Origin of the sequence: Streptomyces sp. NPDC093598, assembly GCF_044764825.1 — a bacterium.
Taxonomy (GTDB): domain Bacteria; phylum Actinomycetota; class Actinomycetes; order Streptomycetales; family Streptomycetaceae; genus Streptomyces.
In genome coordinates this window covers 17,820-39,333 of the sequence record NZ_JBIWIV010000009.1, presented here as the reverse complement: position 1 = coordinate 39,333, position 21,514 = coordinate 17,820, and the positions used below count along the sequence as shown (strand labels likewise).

Annotated in this window: 20 protein-coding genes and 1 pseudogene; 7 read left to right on the top strand and 14 right to left on the bottom strand. The window is 72.8% G+C overall.

From position 1 onward, the window contains the following. Positions 1–321: 321 nt before the first annotated feature. Positions 322–1,848: pseudogene (gene ctaD / locus ACIRDU_RS24690) on the top strand (cytochrome c oxidase subunit I); the annotation flags it as partial. 43 nt (positions 1,849–1,891) lie between these two features. Here ctaD and ACIRDU_RS24685 read toward each other — a convergent pair. Genes ACIRDU_RS24685 through ACIRDU_RS24675 form a run of 3 tightly spaced genes read right to left on the bottom strand, consistent with a single transcriptional unit; the run spans position 1,892 to position 4,795 of the window. Continuing rightward, on the bottom strand, positions 1,892–2,932 hold the full coding sequence (locus ACIRDU_RS24685; RefSeq protein WP_403582718.1) for a helix-turn-helix transcriptional regulator: 1,041 nt from the start codon (positions 2,930–2,932) through the stop codon (positions 1,892–1,894). Positions 2,933–2,970: 38 nt separating this feature from the next. Beyond that, positions 2,971–4,257 carry an ABC transporter substrate-binding protein gene (locus ACIRDU_RS24680; RefSeq protein ID WP_403582715.1) on the bottom strand — a complete coding sequence of 429 codons (1,287 nt, stop codon included), beginning with the start codon at positions 4,255–4,257 and terminating at the stop codon, positions 2,971–2,973. Beyond that, positions 4,232–4,795, bottom strand: a complete 564-nt coding sequence (locus tag ACIRDU_RS24675) for a hypothetical protein (RefSeq protein WP_403582711.1) — start codon at positions 4,793–4,795, stop codon at positions 4,232–4,234. Before ACIRDU_RS24675 ends, ACIRDU_RS24680 begins: the two co-directional genes overlap by 26 nt. Positions 4,796–4,939: 144 nt before the next feature. On the opposite strand from ACIRDU_RS24675, the gene ACIRDU_RS24670 reads away from it, so the two are divergent. The 3 genes from ACIRDU_RS24670 to ACIRDU_RS24660 are packed head-to-tail and all read left to right on the top strand — an operon-like array spanning position 4,940 to position 8,807. Next, positions 4,940–5,416, top strand: a complete 477-nt coding sequence (locus tag ACIRDU_RS24670) for a hypothetical protein (protein WP_403582709.1) — start codon at positions 4,940–4,942, stop codon at positions 5,414–5,416. After that, complete coding sequence (locus ACIRDU_RS24665; protein WP_403582707.1) at positions 5,416–8,154, top strand: branched-chain amino acid ABC transporter permease/ATP-binding protein; 2,739 nt, start codon at positions 5,416–5,418, stop codon at positions 8,152–8,154. Before ACIRDU_RS24670 ends, ACIRDU_RS24665 begins: the two co-directional genes overlap by 1 nt. Next, on the top strand, positions 8,151–8,807 hold the full coding sequence (locus tag ACIRDU_RS24660; protein ID WP_403582705.1) for an ABC transporter ATP-binding protein: 657 nt from the start codon (positions 8,151–8,153) through the stop codon (positions 8,805–8,807). The genes ACIRDU_RS24665 and ACIRDU_RS24660 overlap by 4 nt, the downstream gene beginning before the upstream one ends. Positions 8,808–8,865: 58 nt before the next feature. Here the strand turns inward: ACIRDU_RS24660 and ACIRDU_RS24655 are convergent, their stop codons facing one another. After that, entirely contained in the window at positions 8,866–9,495 is a 630-nt protein-coding gene (locus tag ACIRDU_RS24655; protein WP_403582703.1) for a transglycosylase family protein, read from the bottom strand. A 545-nt stretch (positions 9,496–10,040) separates the two neighbouring features. On the opposite strand from ACIRDU_RS24655, the gene ACIRDU_RS24650 reads away from it, so the two are divergent. Beyond that, positions 10,041–10,823 carry a hypothetical protein gene (locus tag ACIRDU_RS24650; RefSeq protein ID WP_403582700.1) on the top strand — a complete coding sequence of 261 codons (783 nt, stop codon included), beginning with the start codon at positions 10,041–10,043 and terminating at the stop codon, positions 10,821–10,823. 85 nt (positions 10,824–10,908) lie between these two features. Then, the gene (locus ACIRDU_RS24645; protein ID WP_403582697.1) at positions 10,909–11,295 is read left to right on the top strand and encodes a hypothetical protein; all 387 of its coding nucleotides are present in this window, start codon (positions 10,909–10,911) and stop codon (positions 11,293–11,295) included. Between the two features lie 60 nt (positions 11,296–11,355). Here the strand turns inward: ACIRDU_RS24645 and der are convergent, their stop codons facing one another. From der to aroH, 5 genes are all read right to left on the bottom strand, one after another. Continuing rightward, the gene (gene der, locus ACIRDU_RS24640) at positions 11,356–12,849 is read right to left on the bottom strand and encodes a ribosome biogenesis GTPase Der (protein WP_403582695.1); all 1,494 of its coding nucleotides are present in this window, start codon (positions 12,847–12,849) and stop codon (positions 11,356–11,358) included. Between the two features lie 80 nt (positions 12,850–12,929). Continuing rightward, entirely contained in the window at positions 12,930–13,577 is a 648-nt protein-coding gene (locus tag ACIRDU_RS24635; RefSeq protein ID WP_403582693.1) for a lysophospholipid acyltransferase family protein, read from the bottom strand. Then, entirely contained in the window at positions 13,574–14,236 is a 663-nt protein-coding gene (cmk, locus tag ACIRDU_RS24630; RefSeq protein ID WP_403582690.1) for a (d)CMP kinase, read from the bottom strand. Before cmk ends, ACIRDU_RS24635 begins: the two co-directional genes overlap by 4 nt. Positions 14,237–14,581: 345 nt before the next feature. Next, positions 14,582–15,667 carry a prephenate dehydrogenase gene (locus ACIRDU_RS24625; protein WP_403582687.1) on the bottom strand — a complete coding sequence of 362 codons (1,086 nt, stop codon included), beginning with the start codon at positions 15,665–15,667 and terminating at the stop codon, positions 14,582–14,584. Continuing rightward, positions 15,664–16,026, bottom strand: a complete 363-nt coding sequence (gene aroH, locus ACIRDU_RS24620) for a chorismate mutase (protein WP_031106761.1) — start codon at positions 16,024–16,026, stop codon at positions 15,664–15,666. The genes ACIRDU_RS24625 and aroH overlap by 4 nt, the downstream gene beginning before the upstream one ends. Before the next feature lie 180 nt (positions 16,027–16,206). Here aroH and ACIRDU_RS24615 point away from each other — a divergent pair, with 180 nt between their 5' ends. Next, positions 16,207–16,644 carry a Rieske (2Fe-2S) protein gene (locus tag ACIRDU_RS24615; protein WP_403582684.1) on the top strand — a complete coding sequence of 146 codons (438 nt, stop codon included), beginning with the start codon at positions 16,207–16,209 and terminating at the stop codon, positions 16,642–16,644. Between the two features lie 24 nt (positions 16,645–16,668). On the opposite strand, the gene ACIRDU_RS24610 is transcribed toward ACIRDU_RS24615, so the two are convergent. The 5 genes from ACIRDU_RS24610 to ACIRDU_RS24590 form a co-directional block, all read right to left on the bottom strand. Beyond that, a complete protein-coding gene (locus tag ACIRDU_RS24610) occupies positions 16,669–17,688 on the bottom strand; it encodes an ADP-ribosylglycohydrolase family protein (protein ID WP_403582681.1) in 1,020 nt (339 codons plus the stop codon). Then, the gene (locus tag ACIRDU_RS24605) at positions 17,685–18,404 is read right to left on the bottom strand and encodes an NUDIX hydrolase (RefSeq protein ID WP_403582678.1); all 720 of its coding nucleotides are present in this window, start codon (positions 18,402–18,404) and stop codon (positions 17,685–17,687) included. Before ACIRDU_RS24605 ends, ACIRDU_RS24610 begins: the two co-directional genes overlap by 4 nt. Before the next feature lie 81 nt (positions 18,405–18,485). Beyond that, positions 18,486–19,604 carry a pseudouridine synthase gene (locus ACIRDU_RS24600; RefSeq protein ID WP_403582675.1) on the bottom strand — a complete coding sequence of 373 codons (1,119 nt, stop codon included), beginning with the start codon at positions 19,602–19,604 and terminating at the stop codon, positions 18,486–18,488. After that, entirely contained in the window at positions 19,604–20,290 is a 687-nt protein-coding gene (gene scpB, locus ACIRDU_RS24595) for an SMC-Scp complex subunit ScpB (protein ID WP_403582672.1), read from the bottom strand. The genes ACIRDU_RS24600 and scpB overlap by 1 nt, the downstream gene beginning before the upstream one ends. Further along, the gene (locus tag ACIRDU_RS24590) at positions 20,287–21,348 is read right to left on the bottom strand and encodes a segregation/condensation protein A (RefSeq protein WP_403583220.1); all 1,062 of its coding nucleotides are present in this window, start codon (positions 21,346–21,348) and stop codon (positions 20,287–20,289) included. Before ACIRDU_RS24590 ends, scpB begins: the two co-directional genes overlap by 4 nt. Positions 21,349–21,514 lie beyond the last annotated feature (166 nt).

The following is a 21,514-nucleotide window of genomic DNA, read 5'->3' as shown; positions in this document are numbered from 1 at the left end:
GCTCCGCCCGTCACACGGACGAGCGGTTCCTTACGCCTTCCGGAGGCATGTATTCGTAATTCCCGCGTGTCACATGAGCTCATGGAAAAACCCGGCGGAAAGTGCCGGGAGAAGTGCCTCCGGGGCTCCGTCCCTTTCCCGTGCCGCACCCGCCCGGCGGAGCGGGTGCGGCACGGGAAATGCATGGCTTCCGCACAGAGAGGCCGGTACGCCCCCTGTCGGAGCGCGCGGTGACGCGAGCATCATGGCGTGAGCTCGCGGGTTCGTGAGGCGCGGGCTACGGCGGGCCCGGTACGCGATGAGCGAAGGGGCGAGCGAGCGATGGGGACGCAGACCGTACGGGCGGTGGCACCGCCCGCGCCGCGCACGCGGCACGGGCGGGTGGTGGTCGACTGGCTGACGACGACGGATCACAAGAAGATCGGCCATCTCTACCTGATCACGTCGTTCGTGTTCTTCCTGGTCGCGGGTGTGATGGCGCTGCTGATGCGCGCCGAACTGGCCCGCCCCGGCCTGCAGATCATCAACAACGAGCAGTTCAACCAGGCGTTCACGCTGCACGGCACGATCATGCTGCTGCTGTTCGCCACCCCGACCTTCGCGGGCTTCGCGAACGAGTTGATGCCGTTGCAGATCGGCGCGCCCGACGTCGCCTTCCCGCGGCTGAACATGTTCTCGTACTGGCTGTTCCTGTTCGGCGGGCTGATCGTGCTCGGCTCGCTGCTGGTGCCCTCCGGGCCGGCGGACTTCGGCTGGACCGCCTACGCCCCGCTCAACAGCGCGGAGCGCACGCCGGGCCTCGGGGCCGACCTGTGGATCATGGGGCTGGCGCTGTCGGGCTTCGGCACGATCCTCGGCGCGGTCAACTTCATCGCCACGATCATCGGGATGCGTGCCCCGGGCATGACGATGTTCCGGATGCCGATCTTCGTGTGGAACACCCTGTTCACGTCCATCCTGATCCTGATGGCGTTCCCGGTGCTGGCGGCGGCGCTGCTGGTGCTGGAGGCGGACCGGCGGTTCGGCTCGCAGGTGTTCGACGCGGCCAACGGCGGGGCGATCCTGTGGCAGCACCTGTTCTGGTTCTTCGGCCACCCCGAGGTGTACATCATCGCGCTGCCGTTCTTCGGCATCATCACGGAGATCATCCCGGTCTTCAGCCGCAAGCCGTTGTTCGGCTACCTGACGCTGGTCGGGGCGACGATGGCGATCACCGGCCTGTCGATGGTCGTGTGGGCGCACCACATGTTCGCCACCGGCGCGGTGCTGCTGCCGTTCTTCTCCTTCATGAGCTTCCTGATCGCGGTGCCGACGGGTGTGAAGATCTTCAACTGGGCCGGCACCATGATGAAGGGCTCGCTGTCGTTCGAGACGCCGATGCTGTGGGCGACGGGCTTCCTGGTGACGTTCCTGTTCGGCGGGCTGACCGGGGTGATCCTGGCGTCACCGCCGCTGGACTTCCATGTGACGGACACGTACTTCGTGGTCGCGCACTTCCACTACGTCGTCTTCGGCACGGTCGTCTTCGCGATCTTCGCCGGCTTCTACTTCTGGTGGCCGAAGTTCACCGGGAAGATGCTCGACGAACGGCTCGGCAAGATCCAGTTCTGGACGCTGTTCGTCGGCTTCCACACCACCTTCCTGGTGCAGCACTGGCTGGGCGCCGAGGGCATGCCCCGCCGGTACGCCGACTATCTCGCCGCGGACGGGTTCACGGCGCTCAACACCGTGTCGACGATCGGCGCGTTCCTGCTCGGCATGTCGACGCTGCCGTTCCTCTACAACGTGTGGAAGACCGCCAGGTACGGCGCGAAGGTCGAGGTCGACGACCCCTGGGGCTTCGGCCGTTCCCTGGAGTGGGCGACCTCCTGCCCGCCGCCCAGGCACAACTTCACGACGCTGCCCCGGATCCGCTCGGAGTCGCCGGCGTTCGATCTGCACCATCCGGAGTACGCGGCGGTGACTGCGCAGCCCGAGCCAAAGCGCCATCAAGCCGGTCCCGAGTCGTCCTGATCGCCTCGATCAGCCCGTCCGGCTCCAGCACCTCGAAGTCGAAGCCCAGCATCATCACGTGGATGACCATCACGTCGAGGCTGCCGGCGCCGCAGCGCAGCAGGCAGGTGTCCTCGCTCTCCGCCTCCAGCACGCCGGCGGAGGGCGAGATGCGGTGGGCGGCCTCCTCCAGGGGCGCCAGGAGCCGCACGACGGCGTGGGTGGCGTACGCGCGCGTGGAGACGCCCTGGGAGACGTAGGCGGCCAGGTCCTCGGCGGGCGGGTCGCGCGGCACGAAGCGCGGGCCGTGCGGCGGCTTGGGCGTGACGCGGTCCACGCGGAACGTGCGCCAGTCGTCCCGGTCGAGGTCCCAGGCGACCAGGTACCAGCGGCGCTCGGTGCACACCAGGCGGTGCGGTTCGACACTGCGCCGGGTGGGGGTGCCGTCGTGGTTCCGGTACTCGAAACGCAGCCGTTCGGCGTCCCGGCACAGGTGGGCGAGTTCGGTGAGCACGGCCGGATCGACCGAGGAGGGCAGCGTGCTGCGCAGCATCGGCACGGTGACGGCGTTCAGGGCGCCCACCCGGCGGCGCAGCCGGTTCGGCAGCACCTGCTCCAGCTTGGCGAGGGCCCGGACCGAGGTCTCGCCGATGCCGTCGATGCCCTGCCCGGCGGCCGTGCGCAACCCGACGGCCACGGCGACGGCCTCGTCGTCGTCCAGGAGCAGCGGCGGCAGTTCGGCGCCGGCGCCCAGCTGGTAGCCGCCGCCGGTGCCGGGGCTGGCGTTGACCGGGTAGCCGAGTTCGCGCAGCCGGTCCACGTCCCGGCGCAGGGTGCGGGCGCTGACGCCGAGCCGGCCGGCCAGGTCGGCGCCGGACCACTCGCGGTGGGCCTGGAGCAGGGACAGCAGACGCAGCAGGCGGGCCGAGGTCTCCAACATGGGGCGAGTCTGCCAGGCCTTGCGGACAACCACTGTCCTCAAGGCGCGTAGGCCAGTTGCGGGACGGTGAAACAGGTGCGGTTCATGTCCCCCTGGCCGACCCAGCCCTTGCCGTCCTGCCAGCGGGCCACCGACAGGCAGGTCCTGCTGGTCTTCGGCGGTTCGGGCGACCGTTCGAAGCGGACGGGGAGCAGCAGCCCTCCGGCGGTGTAGCCCTGGCTGCGGTTCATGAAGGCGTCGACGCACGCGCGCGTGATGCCCGTCGGCGCGCAGGACGTCGCCGCGTCGGTGAACCACCGCGCGGCCGCCCATCCCTCCAGCTGCCACTGGGAGTGCGTCTTCAGGTCCTCGGTCGCCTCGCGGAACTCCCGTACGGCCGGGTGGCCGGTGTCCTCGAAGTTGCGGCTGGCGCCGGTCGCCCAGAGGGCGTTGCGGCAGCGTGGGGCGTCCCTGTAGTCGTCGGCGACGGTGGACGTCCAGTTCTGCACGTTGGTCACCTTGGCGGTGACGTCGGCGCCCACCTCGTCCATGGCCTGGCACAACCGGGCGTTGCCGTGCCCGTCGATGGCGTCGAAGACCAGGTCGGCGCCCTGCTCCTTGAGGTCGGCGGCGACGGCGCGGAAGTTGGGCAGGGCGAAGTCGACCTGCTCGGTGACGACCTTGTAGCCCTCGGCGCGCAGCCCCCGCTCGACGAGCCGGGCGTAGGCGGCCGAGGCGGACTGGTTGTAGGAGACGACGGCGGCGGTGCGGGCGCCGTGCTCGCGTTTGAAGTAGCGGTACACCTCGGTGCCGCCGTACAGCGTGCCGTCCCAGCCGGGGGTGCCGTCGCGGGGCGCGAGGCTGCCGTAGATGCCGTAGAGGTGCGGGTAGGTGTCGTAGGCCGTGCCGATGGGCTGGCCGCCGATGTCGGGTACGCGTGCGCGGGAGACACGGGAGGCGCCCGCGTAGTCGAGGGCGGTGGTGGCGACCAGGGCGACGACCTTGTCCTCCTCGACGAGCTTGTGGACGCACTCGTTGTTGCCGACGCCGCTGCCGCCGTCGTCGCAGCTGAGCACCTCGACCCGGCGCCCGTCGATGCCACCGCGCCCGTTGAGCCGGTCGAAGAAGGCCCGGGCGCCGTCGCGCGGGCCGGTGAAGGCGCTGCCGCCGACCGGGCTGGTGGCGCTGGTGATGATGCCGACCCGCAGGGGCGCGGAGTCGCGGGGCGCGGGGGTGCGGTCGCCGTGCTCGAAGTCGCTCTCCGGGAGCCGGCTGCCGCAGGCCGCGCTCAGGGCGAGCAGCAGCACCGCGGCCAGGGCCTCAGCAGCCCGGGACCGGTGACGCATTGCCGCTCAGTTGCACCAGCGCGCACAGCGTCTTGGCGGACACCTTCCAGGTGCCGTCCTGCTCGACCGCGCTTCCGGAGGCGTCGGGCAGGGCGGTGGTGCCCTTCAGGGTGAGCGTGTACGTCACGTCCGCCCCGGTCGCCGAGGTGAACTCGACCTTGGTGACCTTCGCCTGGACCTGACCGCCGCGCTCGTCACCGCTGAAGGCCTGGAGGACCGGGCCCATCCGGTCGCCGTGCTCCAGGACGGCCTGCTTGTCCTCGGTCGAGGTCTTCGGGTCGAAGAACTTCTGCCAGTTCTGCCGGATCTCCGCCTCCGCGGCGGCCCGGTCCGCCGGCGCGGTGGCCGGCGCGCTCGTGGTCCGCTCCGCGGTCGGGGTGGGAGGCGTGGACCGGCTGCCGCCGCCGCTGTCGTCGCTGCAGGCCGCCAGTGCCGGGGCGAGGGCCAGGACCAGGGCGGCGGCGATCGCCGTACCCCGTCCCGCGGCTCGTGGACCCCCCGTCGCGTTCCCCCGCTTGAGGTCGCTGCCGAGAACCATCTGGCTCACCACCGGGTGTCGGTCCGGGCCATGTGCGCCCGGTGCTTTCAGGGTCAGCTTCCACAGGGCATAGTGCAAGCGATCGGCGGAGTTGAACAGGCAGCCAGGCGCGTGCACAGCGAATCCGACGTGTGGGAGCCAGCGATGCGGACCAGTCGACTGCGGACCGTGCATCCCGTCCTGTGGGCCGGCTGGGTGGCCCTGGCCGCCGGCGCGGTGCTGTGCGTCGTCGGCTGGTACGGCGTCTCCGGTGAGCGTTACGCCGAACGGCAGCTGCCCTACCTGGCGTCCTGCACGGTTCCCGGCGCGGCGCTGGTCATCGCCGGGGCGGTGCTGCTGGCCCACGGGCGGGGTTCGATCGCCGCCGCGCGCGTGGAGGAGCTGTACGGCCTGCTGGTGGCGGCCGAGCCGGCCGAGCCTCCGGAGACCGGCCGGGCCGCGCTCGCGCCGCTCGCGGTCAGCGGCGACCTGCTGATGGTGCCGGGCGGCACGCTGTGGCACCGGGCGGACTGCCCGCTGGTGGCGGGGAAGGCGGAGGCGGTCCCGGTGGACTCCAAGCTGGTGGCGAGCGGTGAGCTGACCCCCTGCCCGATCTGCGAGCCGGCCGAAGAAACCGACTGATGTCGTCGCTGACGTACGACCTCACCCTCGCCGGGCTCTCGATCGGCAGCGCGGCGGCGCTGACCGGGATCGGCCTGATCGTGACGTACCGCGCGACGGGCGTGCTCAACTTCGCGCACGGCGCGATCGCGATGGTGTGCGCGTACGCGCTGCGGCAGTGCGTGGTCGAGTGGGGCTGGCCCCTTTGGCTCGGGGCGGCCGTGACACTGCTGGTGCTGGCTCCCGGCCTGGGTGTCGTCCTGGAGCGGTTCGTCTTCCGGCCCTTGGCGGTCCTGGGCGGTGATCCGGCGCAGACGCTGGTGGCGTCCATCGGGGTGTTCGTGCTGCTGGTGGGCGGGGCGGCGCTGCTGTGGGGGCAGGGGGCGCGGGACGACGCGCCGGTGCTGGTGCCGGACGAGCCGTGGGGGCAGCTGGCGGTGGTGCTGGTGCTGGCCGCCGGGGTCGCGGCGGTGGTCCGCCGGACGCGGTTCGGGCGGGAGCTGCGGGCCGTGGTCGACGACCGGCGGCTCGCCGTGCTGGGCGGTATCGACGCGGACCGGGTCGCGGCCACGGGTTGGGCGTTCGGTTCGTTCACGGCGGGCCTGACGGGTGTGCTGCTGGCACCGTACGTGCGGCTCGACCCGTACGGGCTGTCGCTGCTGGTGATGGAGGTCGTGGCGGTCGCGGTGGCCGCGCGGATGCGGAGTCTGCCGGTCGCGGTGGTGGTGGCGCTGGGCATCGGGGTGGCGCAGAGCCAGCTGACGCGGCTGCACCCGTCGGGCTGGGCCGAGCCGCTGCTCCAGGCGGTGGGCACGAACCTGTTCGTCGTCGCGTTGCTGGTCGCGGCGCTGGTGCTGCCCGGGGTCGGGGAGCGGGACGTGCTGCCGCGCACGGCCACGGCGCGCGTGCCGACCCCGCCGGGTGCCTGGATCGTGGTCCTCGTGCTGTTCCTGCTGCCGCTGGGCCTGGCCGGCCGGGACCTGCACACCTCCGTCCAGGTGCCGGCGCTGGCCGTGATCCTGCTGTCCCTGGTGGTGGTCACCGGCCGCGGCGGCCAGATCTCCCTGGGGCAGGCGGCGTACGCCGGGCTGGGCGCCCTGTTCACGGCCCTGCTGGCGGCGGGCCGCTTCCCGGGGCTGCCCCGCCTGCCGGAGCTGGCGGCCCTCGCGGTGGCGGTGGTCCTGGTGGCGCCGCTGGGCCTGCTGACGGGCTGGCCGGCGATCGGCCGCCGGGGCCTGGCCCTGGCACTGGCGACGTTCGCGGTCGGCGTCGGGGTGAGCCGCTTCGTCTTCGCCCAGCCGTACGCCACGTCGGGGTTGTCCCTGGGCCGCCCGGCGGGCTTCGAGGGGGACCGGGCGTACTACGTGCTGGAGCTGCTCCTGCTGGGGGTCGCGCTGCTGGCGACGCACGCGCTGCGCCGGGGGCGGACCGGCCGGGCCCTGGTCGCCATGCGGGACCACGAGGCGGGCGCGCAGGCGGCGGGCGTCCGGGTGCCCTCCCTCAAGCTGCTGGCCTTCGTCGCGGGCGCCGCGCTGGCCGCACTGGGCGGCGGCATGCTCGGCATGGGGCTGCGCGCCTTCGACGCCGCCGCCTACGACCCCGTGCGCGGCCTGCTGTGGTTCGCCGCGGTGGTGGTGCTGGGCGCCGACAGCACGCTCGGCGCCCTCGCCGCAGCGGCCCTCCTGGTCGGGCTGGACGCCGGCACCCGGGGCGGCGTCGCGGCGGCCCTGATCGGCGTCCTGGCGATCCTGGTGGGCCGCTTCCCGGGCGGCCCGTACGAGGCCCTGCGCACGGCCACGGAACGCCTCCGGCCGCACCGCACCCCGGCCCTGACGCCGGTGGGCGCCCGGGTGCGCGGGCTACTGCGGCCTGTGGCGCCGCAGGCGGCCCGGAGGGCAGCGGTGCCGACCGGGGCGACGCGCCTGGCACGGAGGGCGAAGGGCGCGGGAGCGGCCGGTCGGCCCGAGGCGGCCCCCGAGCCCTCCTCGGGCTCCCGGCCACGCGCGGCGGCGCCCGCCACAGCCGCCTTGCCGCCCACGGGTCAGACCGCCGCGGGCCCCGCCGCCCCCGTCCTGACCGCCCGCCACCTCCACGCCCACTACGGCGGTTTCACCGCCCTCGACGGAGTCGGCCTGGACCTCTCCCCCGGGCGGATCACCGCGGTCGTCGGTCCCAACGGGGCCGGGAAGAGCACCCTGTTCCACTGTCTGGCCGGGACGCTGCGGCCCGCGCACGGCACGGTGCGTCTCGGCGGGCGGGACATCACCACGCTGCCCGCCCACGCCCGCACCCGGCTCGGTGTCGGGCGGACCTTCCAGCAACTGGCCGTCTTCCCCTCGCTGACCGTCACCGAGAACGTCCGGGTGGGCGCCGAGCAGGGCCGGGTGACCGACCCGGGCGCCGTGGAGCGCACCCTCAGACTGCTCGGGCTCGACGGACCGGTGCGCGCACAACCCGCCGCCGGGCTGCCCACCGGGACGCTGCGCCGCGTCGAACTGGCCCGGGTCCTTGCGGGCGGCCCTCGCGTCCTGCTCCTCGACGAGCCCGCCGCCGGGCTCGACACCGCCGAAGTGACCGCCCTGGCCCGCGTCCTGAAAGCCCTGGCTGCCGACGGCACGGCCCTCCTCGTCGTCGAGCACGACCTGGACCTGGTGGCCGGTCTCGCCGACGTCGTGCATGTGATGGCCGCGGGCCGGATCGTCGCCTCCGGCCCGCCCGGGCGCGTCCTCGACGCCCTGGGAACGGGGGCCGGCCGATGACGACCGTCTCCCTGCGCCACGCCCGCGTGCGCTACGGCCCCCTGGAGGCCCTGCACGGCATCAGCCTCACCGCCCCCGGCCCGGGCCTGACCGTGCTGCTGGGCCGCAACGGCTCCGGCCGCACCACCGCCCTGCGCGCCCTGGCCGGCACCGTCGCCCTGTCGGGCGGCGCGGTGGTGTGGGACGGCACCGACGTGACCCGTGTCCCGGCGTACGAACGGGCCCGGCGGGGGCTGTGTCTGGTGCCGGAGCGGCAGGCGGTGTTCGGCTCGCTCACCGTGCGCGAGAACCTCGAACTCACCGCGTCCGACCACGCCGTGGCCCTCTGCGCCTACCCCCGGCTGCGGCCCTTGCTGGAGCGGCGCGCCGGCACCCTCTCCGGCGGGGAGCAGCGCATGCTCGCCCTCTCACGGGCACTGCTCGCACACGCGCGCGTGGTGCTCGTCGACGAGCCCGCCCAGGGCATGTCGCCCTCGGTCGCGGCCCGGACGTACGAGCTGCTGGGCGCGCTGGACGCGTGTGTGGTGATCGCCGAGCAGCGGCTGCCGCTCGCCCTGCGGGACCGGCCCGCGATCGTCTACGAGCTGCGCCGCGGGGCCGTCGTGTTCGCCGGGGAGGCGGGAGAGCTCAGGGGCCGGTCCGGGACGCCCTGAGCCCCGTCCGGTCGGTCGACCGGACGGGGCCCGTGTCCCGGCGAGGGGGAGCAGCGGCTCAGAGTGCGAGGCGCAGGCCGGGCACGATCACGTCGGGCTCCTCACCGATGACGGCCTTGTTGGCGGCGTAGAGACGCTGCCAGGTGGTCCCGTGCCGGGCGGCGACGCCGCTCAGTGTGTCGCCCTGACGGACGGTGTAGTCGCCGCGGGACGAGCCGCGGTCCGTGTGTGCCGTGGAACGCGCCGGCGCCTTCGACGGTTTCGCCGGGGCCTGCTCCGTGGAGGTGACCGGGGCGGCGGGTGCGCCGCCGCTCGCCCCGGCGCGTGCCGAGCAGGTCGGCCAGGCGCCCCAGCCCTGGGCGCGCTGGACCTTGGTGGCGACGGCGATCTGCTGGGACCTGCCGGCCCGGTCGGCGGTGGGGGCGTAGGCCGTGCCGCCGTAGGCGTTCCAGGTGGAGGCGGCGAACTGGAGTCCGCCGTAGTAGCCGTTGCCGGTGTTGATGTGCCAGTTGCCGCCGCTCTCGCACTGGGCGATGCGGTCCCACACTCCGCTGTCGGCCGCCGCGGCGTTTCCGGTCGCGGCGAGCAGTCCGAGGGGCGCGAGCAGTGCCGCGCCGGCGAGGACCGCCGTTGTACGAACCTGGTTCTTCCGAGCGTCGTGGCGAGTGGTATCGGCACATTCGGACATGTGGTTCCCTCTCGAAACACCCGGGATCCCCCAAGGCGGAACGCCACTCCCCGCGCCATGGGGCGCGTGGGTCGCGCTCGCCCCGTCCGCCGGTGCGGTGCTGTGCCCGGTTCCTGGGAACCCGGCGGTCGGCGGACGTACCCGAGCGGTGCTCGTTGCACACGGCCGAGGAATCTAAGGAGGCCGACGGCTCGGCATCAACCAGTCGCCCGTCGGAGCAGGCCACTTCACCGATACCCCGGGTAACGTCGATTTCCGGACACCCACTTCATTCGCGGATTTCGGGATTTGTCGACCAACCTCCCCGATGGCCTGTGACCCACTTCACCCTCCCAACGCCTCTTGCTCAGCTTCGAGTTGACGGTGAGTGCGCGATTCCGCGTCGAACGTGACCCTGTGCGCTGGATGGTTCGATTCCGTTCGCCCTGGGGCGTGACTCCCGCCACAGATCGCCCGTTGTCTTCTTCATGAGCCGGGACCTACCCGGACCACGGGCCGGGAGCCACCCGGCTTTGCCACGCACCGCATCCCCGAGGGAGCCACCCGTGCCGCGCATGCTCGACGTCAGCGACGAGGTACGCGCCGAGATCGGCGACGAAGAAGCCGACCGCCTGCTCGCCGGAGAGACCGCCCCGGGCAGTTACGACTGCACGTCCTGCCGCACTCCGGGCGACTCCGAGCAGGAGCGCACCAGCACCGTCCTGTTCATCGGGGACGAGACCGCCGTCCTCGCCTTCGCCCACGCCGGCTGTCTGCCCTCGCAGGTCGTGCAGGTCACCGAGGAGCAGCTGCGGGGCGCGGTGAAGTCCATCACCGGCGACACCGTCGACCTGGAGCCCGACAAGGTGGTGCCGGAGCAGGCGGTGCTCGGCGTGACCAGCGGGCTCGTCCTGATCGGCGGCGAGCTGCACCCGGCCCTGGTGGTGGAGCCGACCGGGCCCGTCGCCCGGCCCGGCGCGACCGGCACCGGCGACGACTTCCTGCCGCTGCTCATCGAGCAGGGCTTCATGCCGCTGACCGAGCTGTCCGCCGTACCGCCGGTGCTGCACGGCTGGTCGGTGCTGCTCGCCATGGGCCAGCTGCACGCGGTGCTCCAGCCGGGCACCAACGGTGGCAGGCCGGTGGCCTGGTGGCAGGCGCACCAGCCGCTCCAGGTGACCGAGGGCTGGCGCACGGCCGCCAACAAGCACCAGCAGGTGCTGATGTTCGCCGCGCCCGTCGGCTCGATCGGCCGCCAGCCGCGCGAGGACCTGCTGCGGGACGCGCTGGACAAGGCGGCGGCGAACGGAAAGCTGGTCGCCTCCGCGCTGCCGCTGGCCGGCACCTGAGCCACCCGTCACCCGCGCACGCCGTGCACCCGCGAAAGCCGTACCCGGGCCGCATCCCTTGACCCCCGGGGTCGTTTGGACATACGTGCACGCATACGACGTTCCCCGCCGCCAGTCCTTCTCGTCGATCCCGTCCGCGCGATCGTCTCAGGACTCCCAGGGCGGCCCATCGGCCACGCCGATCTACGACGCGCTCTACGCCGAGTACGTCAAGTCCTTCCGCGCACTGCCCGGCGACCGCAGCGGCGAGGAGAAGCTGGGTTTCACCGCCTTCGGGAACACCCCGCACGGCTCGGGCTCGTACGGAGGCACGTACGGCGGCTCCTACAGCGCCTACAGCGCGGGCGCCCAGAGCGCCCGCCATGCCGCAGGCCACCAGCCGCAGTGGCAGCGCGTCGAGACGATCGCGCACGGCACCGGGATGCACTACGTCCCGGCCGCGCTGCCGCCGGGACGGCGCGGCGGCGCCTGAGCGAGCACCGGACACCGGAAAGGGCGGCCCCGTTCGGGGCCGCCCTTTCCGGTGTTTCTCCTACTTCTTCTTGCCGCGCTTCTCGCGCACCCGCACAGAGATGTGGATCGGCGTCCCGTCGAAGCCGAACTCCTCGCGCAGGCGGCGCTCGATGAAGCGCCGGTAGCCCGCCTCGATGAAGCCGGAGGCGAACAGCACGAACCGCGGCGGCTTCGTGCCCGCCTGCGTGCCGAACAGGATGCGCGGCTGCTTGCCGCCCCGGACCGGGTGCGGGTGGGCGGCGACCAGCTCACCGAGGAAGGCGTTCAGCCGGCCCGTCGGGACCCGGGTCTCCCAGCCCGCCAGGGCCGTCTCGATCGCCGGGACCAGCTTCTCCATGTGCCGCCCGGTACGCGCCGAGACGTTCACCCGCGGCGCCCACGCCACCTGGCCGAGCTCGGTCTCGATCTCCCGCTCCAGGTAGTAGCGGCGCTCCTCGTCGAGGGTGTCCCACTTGTTGTACGCGAGGACGATCGCGCGGCCCGCCTCGACGGCCATGGTGACGATCCGCTGGTCCTGCACCGAGATGGACTCGGAGCCGTCGATCAGGATGACCGCGACCTCCGCCTTCTCGACGGCGGCGGCGGTGCGCAGCGAGGCGTAGTAGTCGGCGCCCTGCTGGAGGTGGACGCGCTTGCGGATGCCCGCCGTGTCGACGAACTTCCAGGTGACGCCGCCGAGTTCGATCAGCTCGTCGACCGGGTCACGGGTGGTGCCCGCCAGCTCGTTGACGACGACGCGCTCCTCGCCCGCCACCTTGTTCAGCAGGGAGGACTTGCCGACGTTGGGGCGTCCGATCAGGGCGATCCGGCGCGGGCCACCGACGCCGCCCCCGCCGAACGTCTGGCGCGGCGCCTCAGGGAGCACCTCCAGGACCTGGTCGAGCATGTCACCGGTGCCCCGGCCGTGCAGCGCGGAGACCGGGTGCGGCTCCCCCAGGCCCAGCGACCACAGGTAGGACGCGTCGGCCTCGCCGCTCGGGCCGTCGACCTTGTTGGCGCACAGCACGACCGGCTTGCCGGCCTTGCGCAGCAGCCGGACGACCGCCTCGTCGGTGTCGGTGGCGCCGACCTTGGCGTCGACGACGAAGACGACCGCGTCGGCGGCCTCGATCGCGTACTCGGCCTGGGCGGCCACGGAGGCGTCGATGCCGAGGACGTCCTGCTCCCAGCCGCCGGTGTCGACGACCTTGAAACGGCGGCCCGCCCACTCGGCCTCGTAGGTGACACGGTCGCGGGTGACTCCGGGCTTGTCCTCGACGACGGCCTCGCGGCGCCCGATGATGCGGTTCACCAGAGTCGACTTGCCGACATTGGGGCGGCCGACTACGGCGAGCACGGGCAGCGGGCCGTGGCCCGCCTCCTCGATGGCGCCCTCGACGTCCTCGAGGTCGAAGCCCTCCTCCGCGGCGAGCTCCATGAACTCCGCGAACTCGGCGTCGCCGAGCGCCCCGTGGTCATGCTCGTACGCGCCCTCGGACGCGTCCGAGCCGTCGGGCTGGATGTGGTCGTTCATGAAGTCCGTACCTCGTCGTTCATCGTGGTGGTCGGTGGAGTACCCGCTGCGTTGCGGGCTGATCCACTACTCAGTGTCGCCTAGCGCCTGGTGAGGCGCCTGGCGTTTTCCAGGTGGGCCGCGAGCTGCTTCTGGATGCGCCCGGTCGCCTCGTCCAGCGCCTTGCGCGTCCGGCGCCCGCTGCCGTCGCCCGCCTCGAAGGGCTCGCCGAAGACGACGTCGACGCGGGAGCGCAGCGGAGGCAGCGCCTTTATCAACCGTCCCCGCTTCCCGGAACTTCCCAGCACGGCCACCGGGACGATCGGGGCGCCGCTGCGCACGGCGAAGTACGCGAGGCCGGCGCGCAGCGCGGCGAAGTCGCCCTCGCCCCGGGTGCCCTCCGGGAAGATGCCGAGCATTCCCCCATTGTCCAGGACGCCCAGCGCGTGGGTGATCGCCGTGCGGTCGGTGGTGTCGCGGTCGACCTTCACCTGCCCGATGCCGAGCAGGAAGGGGTCCAGCGGCCCGATGAACGCTTCCTTCTTGATCAGGAAGTGCGTCGGCCGGGGCGCCACGCCCATGACCATCGGGCCGTCGATGTTGTGGGAGTGGTTGACCGCGAGGATCACCGGGCCGCTGGCGGGCACCCGCCAGGCGCCGAGCACGCGCGGCTTCCACAGCCCGTACATCAGGCCGACGCCGATGCGCCGGCCGACCTCGGCACCCCGCGCCGAAGGCAGTTCGGTCACTTTCCGGCCCGCTTCTCCTCGACGAGGGTGACGACGCACTCGATGACCTGGGCCAGTGTGAGCGCGGTGGTGTCCACCTCGACGGCGTCGTCCGCCTTGGCGAGCGGGGAGGTCTTGCGGCTGGAGTCGGCGGCGTCCCGCTTGATCAGGGCCTCGCGGGTGGAGTGGACGTCGGCGCCCTTCAGCTCGCCGCTGCGGCGGGCGGCGCGTGCCTCCGGGGAGGCGGTGAGGAAGATCTTGAGGTCGGCGTCCGGCAGCACGGTCGTGCCGATGTCCCGGCCCTCCACCACTATGCCCTGCTTCGCGGAGGCGGCGATCGAGCGCTGGAGCTCGGTGATCCGGGCGCGCACCTCGGGCACCGCGCTGACCGCGCTGACCTTGGAGGAGACCTCCTGGGTGCGGATCGGACCGGCCACGTCGACGCCGTCGACCGTGATGGACGGCCCCTGCGGGTCCGTACCGGAGACGATCTCCGGCTTGCCCGCGGCGGCGGCGATGGCGGACGGGTCGTCGATGTCGATGCCGTTGTTCACCATCCACCAGGTGATCGCCCGGTACTGGGCGCCGGTGTCCAGGTAGCTCAACCCGAGCTGGGCCGCCACGGCCTTCGAGGTGCTCGACTTTCCGGTGCCGGCGGGGCCGTCGATGGCGACAATCACTGGCGTGGCGCTTTCCACAGTGGGGACCTTCCTGAACCGGGCTCGGCGGGGTGAGGGCGCGAGTGCCCCGCACAAGGTTACTGGGTGCGGGTCACTCGTCCGGCCGCGCGTCCACGGCGACGGCGCCCGGCTGCCGACGACGCCGACGACGACGTCCAGCGGCATCCAGCCGGTCGGGCGCACAGCCGGCCCTGACGCCCAGCCGCATCCAGCCCGTCCGGCGCGCAGCCGACCGCGGCGCACAGCCCCCATCCAGCCCGGCCGGCGCTTGAGGACGAGGCCGTTCAGGCCGAAGCGGGGGGCCGGGGGCGGCAGCCCCCGGAAGCGGCCCGCCGACCGTACCTCCTACTGCCGGATCGCCCAGCCCCGTTCCCGCAGCGCAGCACTCAGCACCGGCGCCGCCTTCGGCTCCACCATCAGCTGCACCAGACCGGCCTGCTGCCCCGTCGCGTGCTCGATCCGTACGTCCTCGATGTTGACGCCGGCCACGCCCGCGTCGGCGAAGATCCGGGCCAGCTGTCCCGGCTGGTCGTCGATGAGCACGGCCACGACCTCGTAGGCCCGGGGGGCGGACCCGTGCTTGCCGGGGACGCGGACCTGCCCGGCGTTGCCGCGCCGCAGCACGTCCTCGATCCCGCCGGCGCCCTCGCGGCGCTTGTGGTCGTCGGAGGACTGCAGGGCGCGCAGGGCCCGCACGGTCTCCTCCAGGTCCGCGGCGACGTCCGTGAGCAGGTCGGCGACCGGCGCGGGGTTCGCGGAGAGGATGTCGATCCACATCCTGGGGTCGGAGGCGGCGATCCGCGTCACGTCCCGGATGCCCTGCCCGCACAGCCGCACGGCGGCCTCCTCGGCGTGCTCAAGCCGTGCGGCGACCAGGCTGGAGACCAGGTGGGGCATGTGGGAGACGAGGGCGACGGCACGGTCGTGGGCGTCGGCGTCCATCACCACCGGCACGGCACGGCAGTGGGAGACCAGCTCCAGGGCGAGGTTCAGCACCTCGGTGTCGGTGTCCCGGGTCGGGGTCAGCACCCAGGGGCGGCCCTCGAAGAGGTCTCCGGTCGCGGCCAGCGGGCCGGACTTCTCCCTGCCCGACATGGGGTGCGAGCCGATGTACGCGGACAGGTCGAGGCCGTGTGCCTCCAGCTCCCGGCGCGGCCCTCCCTTCACGCTGGCGACGTCGAGGTAGCCGCGTCCCGTGCCGCGGCGCATGGCGTCGGTGAGCACGTCGGCCACGTGGGCGGGCGGGGCGGCGACGATCACGAGGTCGACGGGCCCGTCCGGCGCCTCGTCCGTCCCGGCGCCGAGCGCGGCCGCCGTGCGGGCCTGCTCCGGGTCGGGGTCGGCGAGGTGCACGGTGACGCCCCGCTGGGACAGCGCCAGCGCGGCGGACGTGCCGATGAGGCCGGTGCCGATGACGAGTGCGGTCCTCACTGGGCGATGTCCTTGCGCAGGGCGGCCGCGGCGCCGAGGTAGACGTGGGCGATGTCGGCCCGGGGCCGGTCGGACTCGATGTGCGCGAGGACACGGACGACGCGCGGCATGGCGCCCTCGATGTCCAGTTCCTGGGCGCAGATCAGCGGCACGTCGACGATGCCCAGCTTGCGGGCGGCGGCCGCCGGGAAGTCGCTGTGCAGGTCGGGCGTGGCCGTGAACCAGATGCTGATCAGGTCGTCGGCGGCGAGATCGTTGCGCTCCAGGATCTCCGTGAGCAGGGCTCCGACCTGCTCGTCCATGTGCCCGGCCTCGTCCCGTTCGAGTTGGACGGCGCCCCGGACCGCTCGTACCGCCACGGCGATGCTCCTTGCTGACGTGCGTGTCGCTCTATGTCCGACCAGCCTAGTCAGCCCACGCGGCCGGGGTGCGCGGCGCCCGCCCGGTGAGACGCCGGGATCGACAGCTTTGGGTCATTTCAGTGCGAAGATAAACCAAATTCCGATTTACCCCCTCTTTGGCACTTTCGGAGTGACGACATGACCTACGAGACCACGCGCCGCACGGTTCTCCTCGCGACGGGCGCGACGGGCGCGGCGGCGCTCGTCGCGGCCTGCGGCGGGGGCGGCGACAACGGCTCCGCGTCGACGGGCTCCCCCACCGGCGAGGGCGCGACGAGCGGGCCCGCCGGCCAGGTCCTGGCCAACATCGACGAGATCCCGGTCGGCGGCGGCAAGATCTTCAAGGACGAGGAGGTCGTGGTGACCCAGCCGGAGCAGGGTCGGTTCGAGGCCTTCTCGGCGATCTGCACCCACCAGCGCTGCACGGTGGGGTCCGTCTCCGGCGGCACGATCAACTGCCCCTGCCACGGCAGCAGGTTCCAGATCGCCGACGGTGCCGTGACCCAGGGCCCGGCGACCCGGCCGTTGCCCGCCGAGCAGATCACCGTGGAGGGAAACGCGATCCGCCTGGCGTGAGGGCCCGCGGGCGGCACTGAGGCGTCACGCGTCCCACAGCGCCCCGAGGGTGAGCAGGTCACCGCGGTACTCGACGCGGTCGGCCCACTCGGTGGGCCAGGCCTCAGCACCCAGGTACGCGCCCGCGAAGGCGCCCGCCAGGCAGGCGATCGAGTCGGAGTCGCCGGCGGTGCAGGCGGCGCGACGCAGGGCCGTCACCGGCTCGTCGACGAAGAGCAGGAAGCACAGCAGCCCGGTCGCCAGGGCCTCCTCGGCGATCCAGCCCTCGCCGGTGGCCAGACACGGGTCGGTCTCCGGCGAGACGGTGCGCACGGAGTGCTGGAGCCGGTCGAGGGCCGCCAGGCACTCGTCCCAGCCGCGCGCGATGAACCGCTCGGGGCTCGGGTCCTCGGCCCGGCGCCACAGGTCGCCGAGCCAGCGCTCGTGGTAGCGGCTGCGGTTCGCCAGGGCGTACGACCGGAGCAGCCCGACCAGCCCGGTGGGCTCGGCGCCCTGCGCGAGCAGACGGACGGCGTGCGCGGTGAGGTCGGAGGCCGCCAGGGCCGTCGGATGCCCGTGTGTCAGCGCCGCCTGCAACTGGGCGGCGCCGGCCCGCTGTTCGTCACTCAGGCCGGCCACCAGGCCCAGGGGCGCGACGCGCATGTTGGCACCGCAGCCCTTGGAGTGGATCTGGCTGGCGTCCTGCCAGGGGCGGGTTTCGTCCTTCAGCAGGTAGCAGGCCTTCATGCAGGTGCGGCCCGGAGCCCGGTTGTTCTCCGGGGACTGGTACCAGTTCACGAACTCCTCACGCAGGGGCCGGGCCAGCCGCAGCGGGGTGAGCAGCCCCCGGTCCATCGCCGTCCGCACCGCCCGGCCGAGCGCCAGCGTCATCTGGGTGTCGTCCGACACCGTGGCCCGCTCGGGCAGGTCCAACTGCCGCCAGGGACCGAACTCGGCGAGTATCGACGGAACGTCACTGAACTCGGTCGGGTATCCCAGCGCATCCCCGAGGGCCAGGCCCGTGAGCGCTCCGGTGGCGGCTTGCTTGTGGACGAGCATGGTCATGTGGGGCGTCCTTCCCGGGTGGGCCGGAGGAGGGGCGGGTGGAGGGCGGCGGCGGTGCCGGCCCGGTACAGCGCGGCGGGTTTGCCCCGGCCGCCGGTCAGTCGCGCCGCACCCGGGACGGGTTCGACGAAGCCCGGCGTGGCGAGCACCTTGCGCCGGAAGTTGGGCCGGTCGAGTTCGGTGCCCCACACGGTCTCGTAGACCTGCTGGAGCTCGCCGAGGGTGAACTCGGCCGGGCAGAAGGCGGTGGCGAGGCCGGTGTACTCGAGCTTGGCGCCGACGCGGTCGTGGGCGTCGGCCAGGATGCGGTCGTGGTCGAAGGCGAGCGGCCCCGCCGTGCCGTACGGCACCCAGTCGGCCCGGGCCGCGTCGCTGCCGCCGTGCGCCTCGGGTGCGTCGGGCAGCAGTGCGGCGAAGGCGACGGACACGACCCTCATCCTGGGGTCGCGGTCGGGCTCGCTGTAGGTCCGCAACTGCTCCAGGTGCAGCCCCGAGACGTCGGACAGGCCGGTCTCCTCGGCGAGTTCGCGCCGGGCGGCCGTCTCCGCGGACTCGTCGGGCTGCACGAACCCGCCGGGCAGGGCCCAGCGCCCGGCGTAGGGCTCCTGTCCGCGCTCGACGAGCAGCACGTGCAACGCGCCCTGGCGGAGGGTGAACACGGCCAGGTCGACGGTGACGGCGAAGGGTTCGTGGGCGTACTTGTCGTAGCCGTCCATGCACCTGCACCCCCTTTTATAGTCGCTCTGACTATAAAAGGGGGTGCGAGTCACTCACAAGCCCTCTCGGACGATCGATCCCTAGAGGTCGACCTCCTGCATCAGCATCCCCACCTCGGTGTTGGACAGCCGCCGCAGCCAGCCCGACTTCTGGTCGCCGAGGGTGATCGGGCCGAAGGCGACCCGCACCAGCTTGTCGACCGGGAAGCCGGCCTCCGCGAGCATCCGGCGCACGATGTGCTTGCGGCCCTCGTGGAGGGTGACCTCGACCAGGTAGTTCTTGCCGGTCTGCTCGACGACCCGGAAGTGGTCCGCGCGGGCGTAGCCGTCCTCCAGCTGGATGCCGTCCTTGAGCTTCTTGCCCAGGTCGCGCGGGATGGGGCCGACGATGTGCGCGAGGTAGGTCTTCTTCACGCCGTACTTCGGGTGGGTCAGGCGGTGCGCCAGCTCACCGTGGTTGGTGAGCAGGATGACGCCCTCGGTCTCGGTGTCGAGCCGGCCGACGTGGAAGAGCCGGGTCTCGCGGTTGGTGACGTAGTCACCGAGGCACTGCCGGCCCTCCGGGTCCTCCATGGTCGACACGACACCGGCGGGCTTGTTCAGCGAGAAGAACTGGAAGCGCTGCGTGGCGACGGTCAGGCCGTCGACCTTGATCTCGTCCTTCTCCGGGTCGACCCGCCGGCCCTGTTCCAGGACGATCTCGCCGTTGATCTCGACCCGGGCTTCCTCGATCAGCTCCTCGCAGGCGCGCCGGGAGCCGAAGCCCGCGCGGGCGAGGACCTTCTGCAGCCGCTCGCCCTCCTGCTCGGCGCCGGGGAAGGTCTTCGGGAGCTTGACCTCCTTCTTCCCGGCGTACCGGTCGCGGTTGCGCTCCTCGACCTGCGCGTCGTACTCACGCGGGCGCGCCGGGGTCGAGCGCCCCTGCTTCTGGGGCTGCTTGGGCCCGCCCTTGGCGCCGCCGCGCGCGGCGCCGCCGCGCCCGGCCTTGGGGCCGTCCTTCGTCGCCCCGGGGCCGACGTCGTAGCGGCGCTCCTCCGGGCGCGGCTTCTTCGGACGGCCACTGCCCTGCTTGTCGTCGCGGTTGTTGCCGGCGCCGCGGAAGTTGCCGCGACCACCACCACTCCCGCCGCGGCCGCCGCTGTTGCCACCACGGCTCCCGCCGTTGTTTCCGCTGCTGTTCCTGCCGCTGCTGCTTCGCATCAAAGTTCCGTCTGGTCGTCTTCGTCGTGGGTCCCCGGGCTCACCGGGCGGCCCGGCACGTCGTCGTCAGGCGCGTCCGGGTCGAACGACGGTACGCCCTCCTGGGTCTCGGCCTCGATCGCCTCCGCCTCCGGGAGGAAGGGCGCGAGCTCCGGGAGCTCGTCCAGACCGCGCAGGCCCATCCGCTCCAGGAAGTAGTTCGTCGTCCTGTACAGGATCGCACCTGTTTCGGGTTCCGTGCCCGCCTCCTCTGTCAGACCGCGCTGGAGGAGGGTGCGCATGACGCCGTCGCAGTTGACTCCGCGCACGGCCGAGACCCGGCTGCGGCTGACCGGCTGCCGGTAGGCGACGACGGCCAGGGTCTCCAGAGCGGCCTGGGTGAGGCGGGCCTGCTGGCCGTCCAGCACGAAGCGCTCGACGGCCGGGGCGTACGCGGCCCGCGTGTAGAAGCGCCAGCCGTTCGCGACGTAGCGCAGCTCGAAGCCGCGGCCCTGCACGGTGTACTCGTCGGCGAGCTCGCGCAGGGCGTCCGCGATCTGCCGCCTGGGCCGCTCCAGTATCTTCGCGAGGTGCTCCTCGGTCGCGGGCTCGTCCACGACCATGAGGACGGCCTCCAGGGCCGGCTTGAGGTCGAGGCCGGCGACGGTACTCAGCCCGGCCGGCAGATCGGTCGTTCGCTCGCTCACGCCTTCTTCTCCTCCTTCGGCGGCTCGGGCGGCCGGTCGAACTCGTCGGTGACGGTCGGTGTCTCGTCCCCGTCCCCGCCGGTCCACCGCACGAGCAGGTCCCCGAGCGCGGCCTCCTGCTCCAGCGCCACGGCCTTCTCCCGGTACAGCTCCAGCAGGGCGAGGAAGCGCGCCACGACGGTCAGGGTGTCGTCGGTGTCCTCCACGAGGGCGCGGAAGCTGGCCTCGCCGAGCTGTCGGAGCCGGGCCACGACGATCTGCGCCTGTTCCTGCACGCTGACCAGCGGGGCGTGGATGTGGTCGACGTAGACCTGCGGCTTGGGCTTGGGCTGCATGGCCTTCACGGCGAGCTTCGCGAAGCCCTCCGCGCCGATGCTGATGACGACGTCGGGCAGCAGCTCGGCATGGTGCGCCTCCAGCCCGACGGTCCGGGGGTAGCGCCGGGCCTCGTCGTCGAGCCGTCCGCTGAAGATGTCGGCGATCTGCTTGTACGCGCGGTACTGCAGCAGCCGGGCGAACAACAGGTCCCGCGCTTCGAGCAACGCGAGATCGCCCTCGTCCTCCACCTCGGCGGCGGGCAGCAGCCGCGCGGCCTTCAGGTCGAGCAGGGTGGCGGCGACGACCAGGAACTCGGTCGTCTCGTCCAGGTCCCAGTCCGGTCCCATCGCCCGGATGTACGCCATGAACTCGTCGGTCACCTTCGACAGTGCGACCTCGGTGACATCCAGCTTGTGCCGCGAGATCAACTGCAACAGCAGATCGAAGGGCCCCTCGAAGTTGGCGAGCCGGACCTTGAAGACCCCGTCGTCGGCCGCCCTGGGCTCACCGGCCCGGGGCGCGGGGCCCGGGCCGGCCCCGGAGGAGTCCGCGGCCCCGGCCACCTGAGCCACGGGAGCCGCCTCGGCTGACGGCGTGCCCGGCTCGTCCACGACCGCCGGCCGGACCGGCTGCGACGACTCGGCAGGCGAGACCGGAGGCTCCACGGCGCCCGGCGATACCGCTGCCTCACTCACGCGCGCGAGACGCGCCCCGGCCTCCGTCGGCACGGCAGCTTCCATGGACTCGGCCGAGGAAGCCCCGGCCGGGCCGGTGTCCGTCCGGACCGCGTCCTCTGCCGCCGCGCCCGCGGCCGGAACTCCGGGCCGGACCGTCTGCGTCGGCTTGGTCGACTCCGTCGCCTCGGCGGGCTCAGCCGGCGGAGCTGTCCCGTCCACCTCCTCGGGA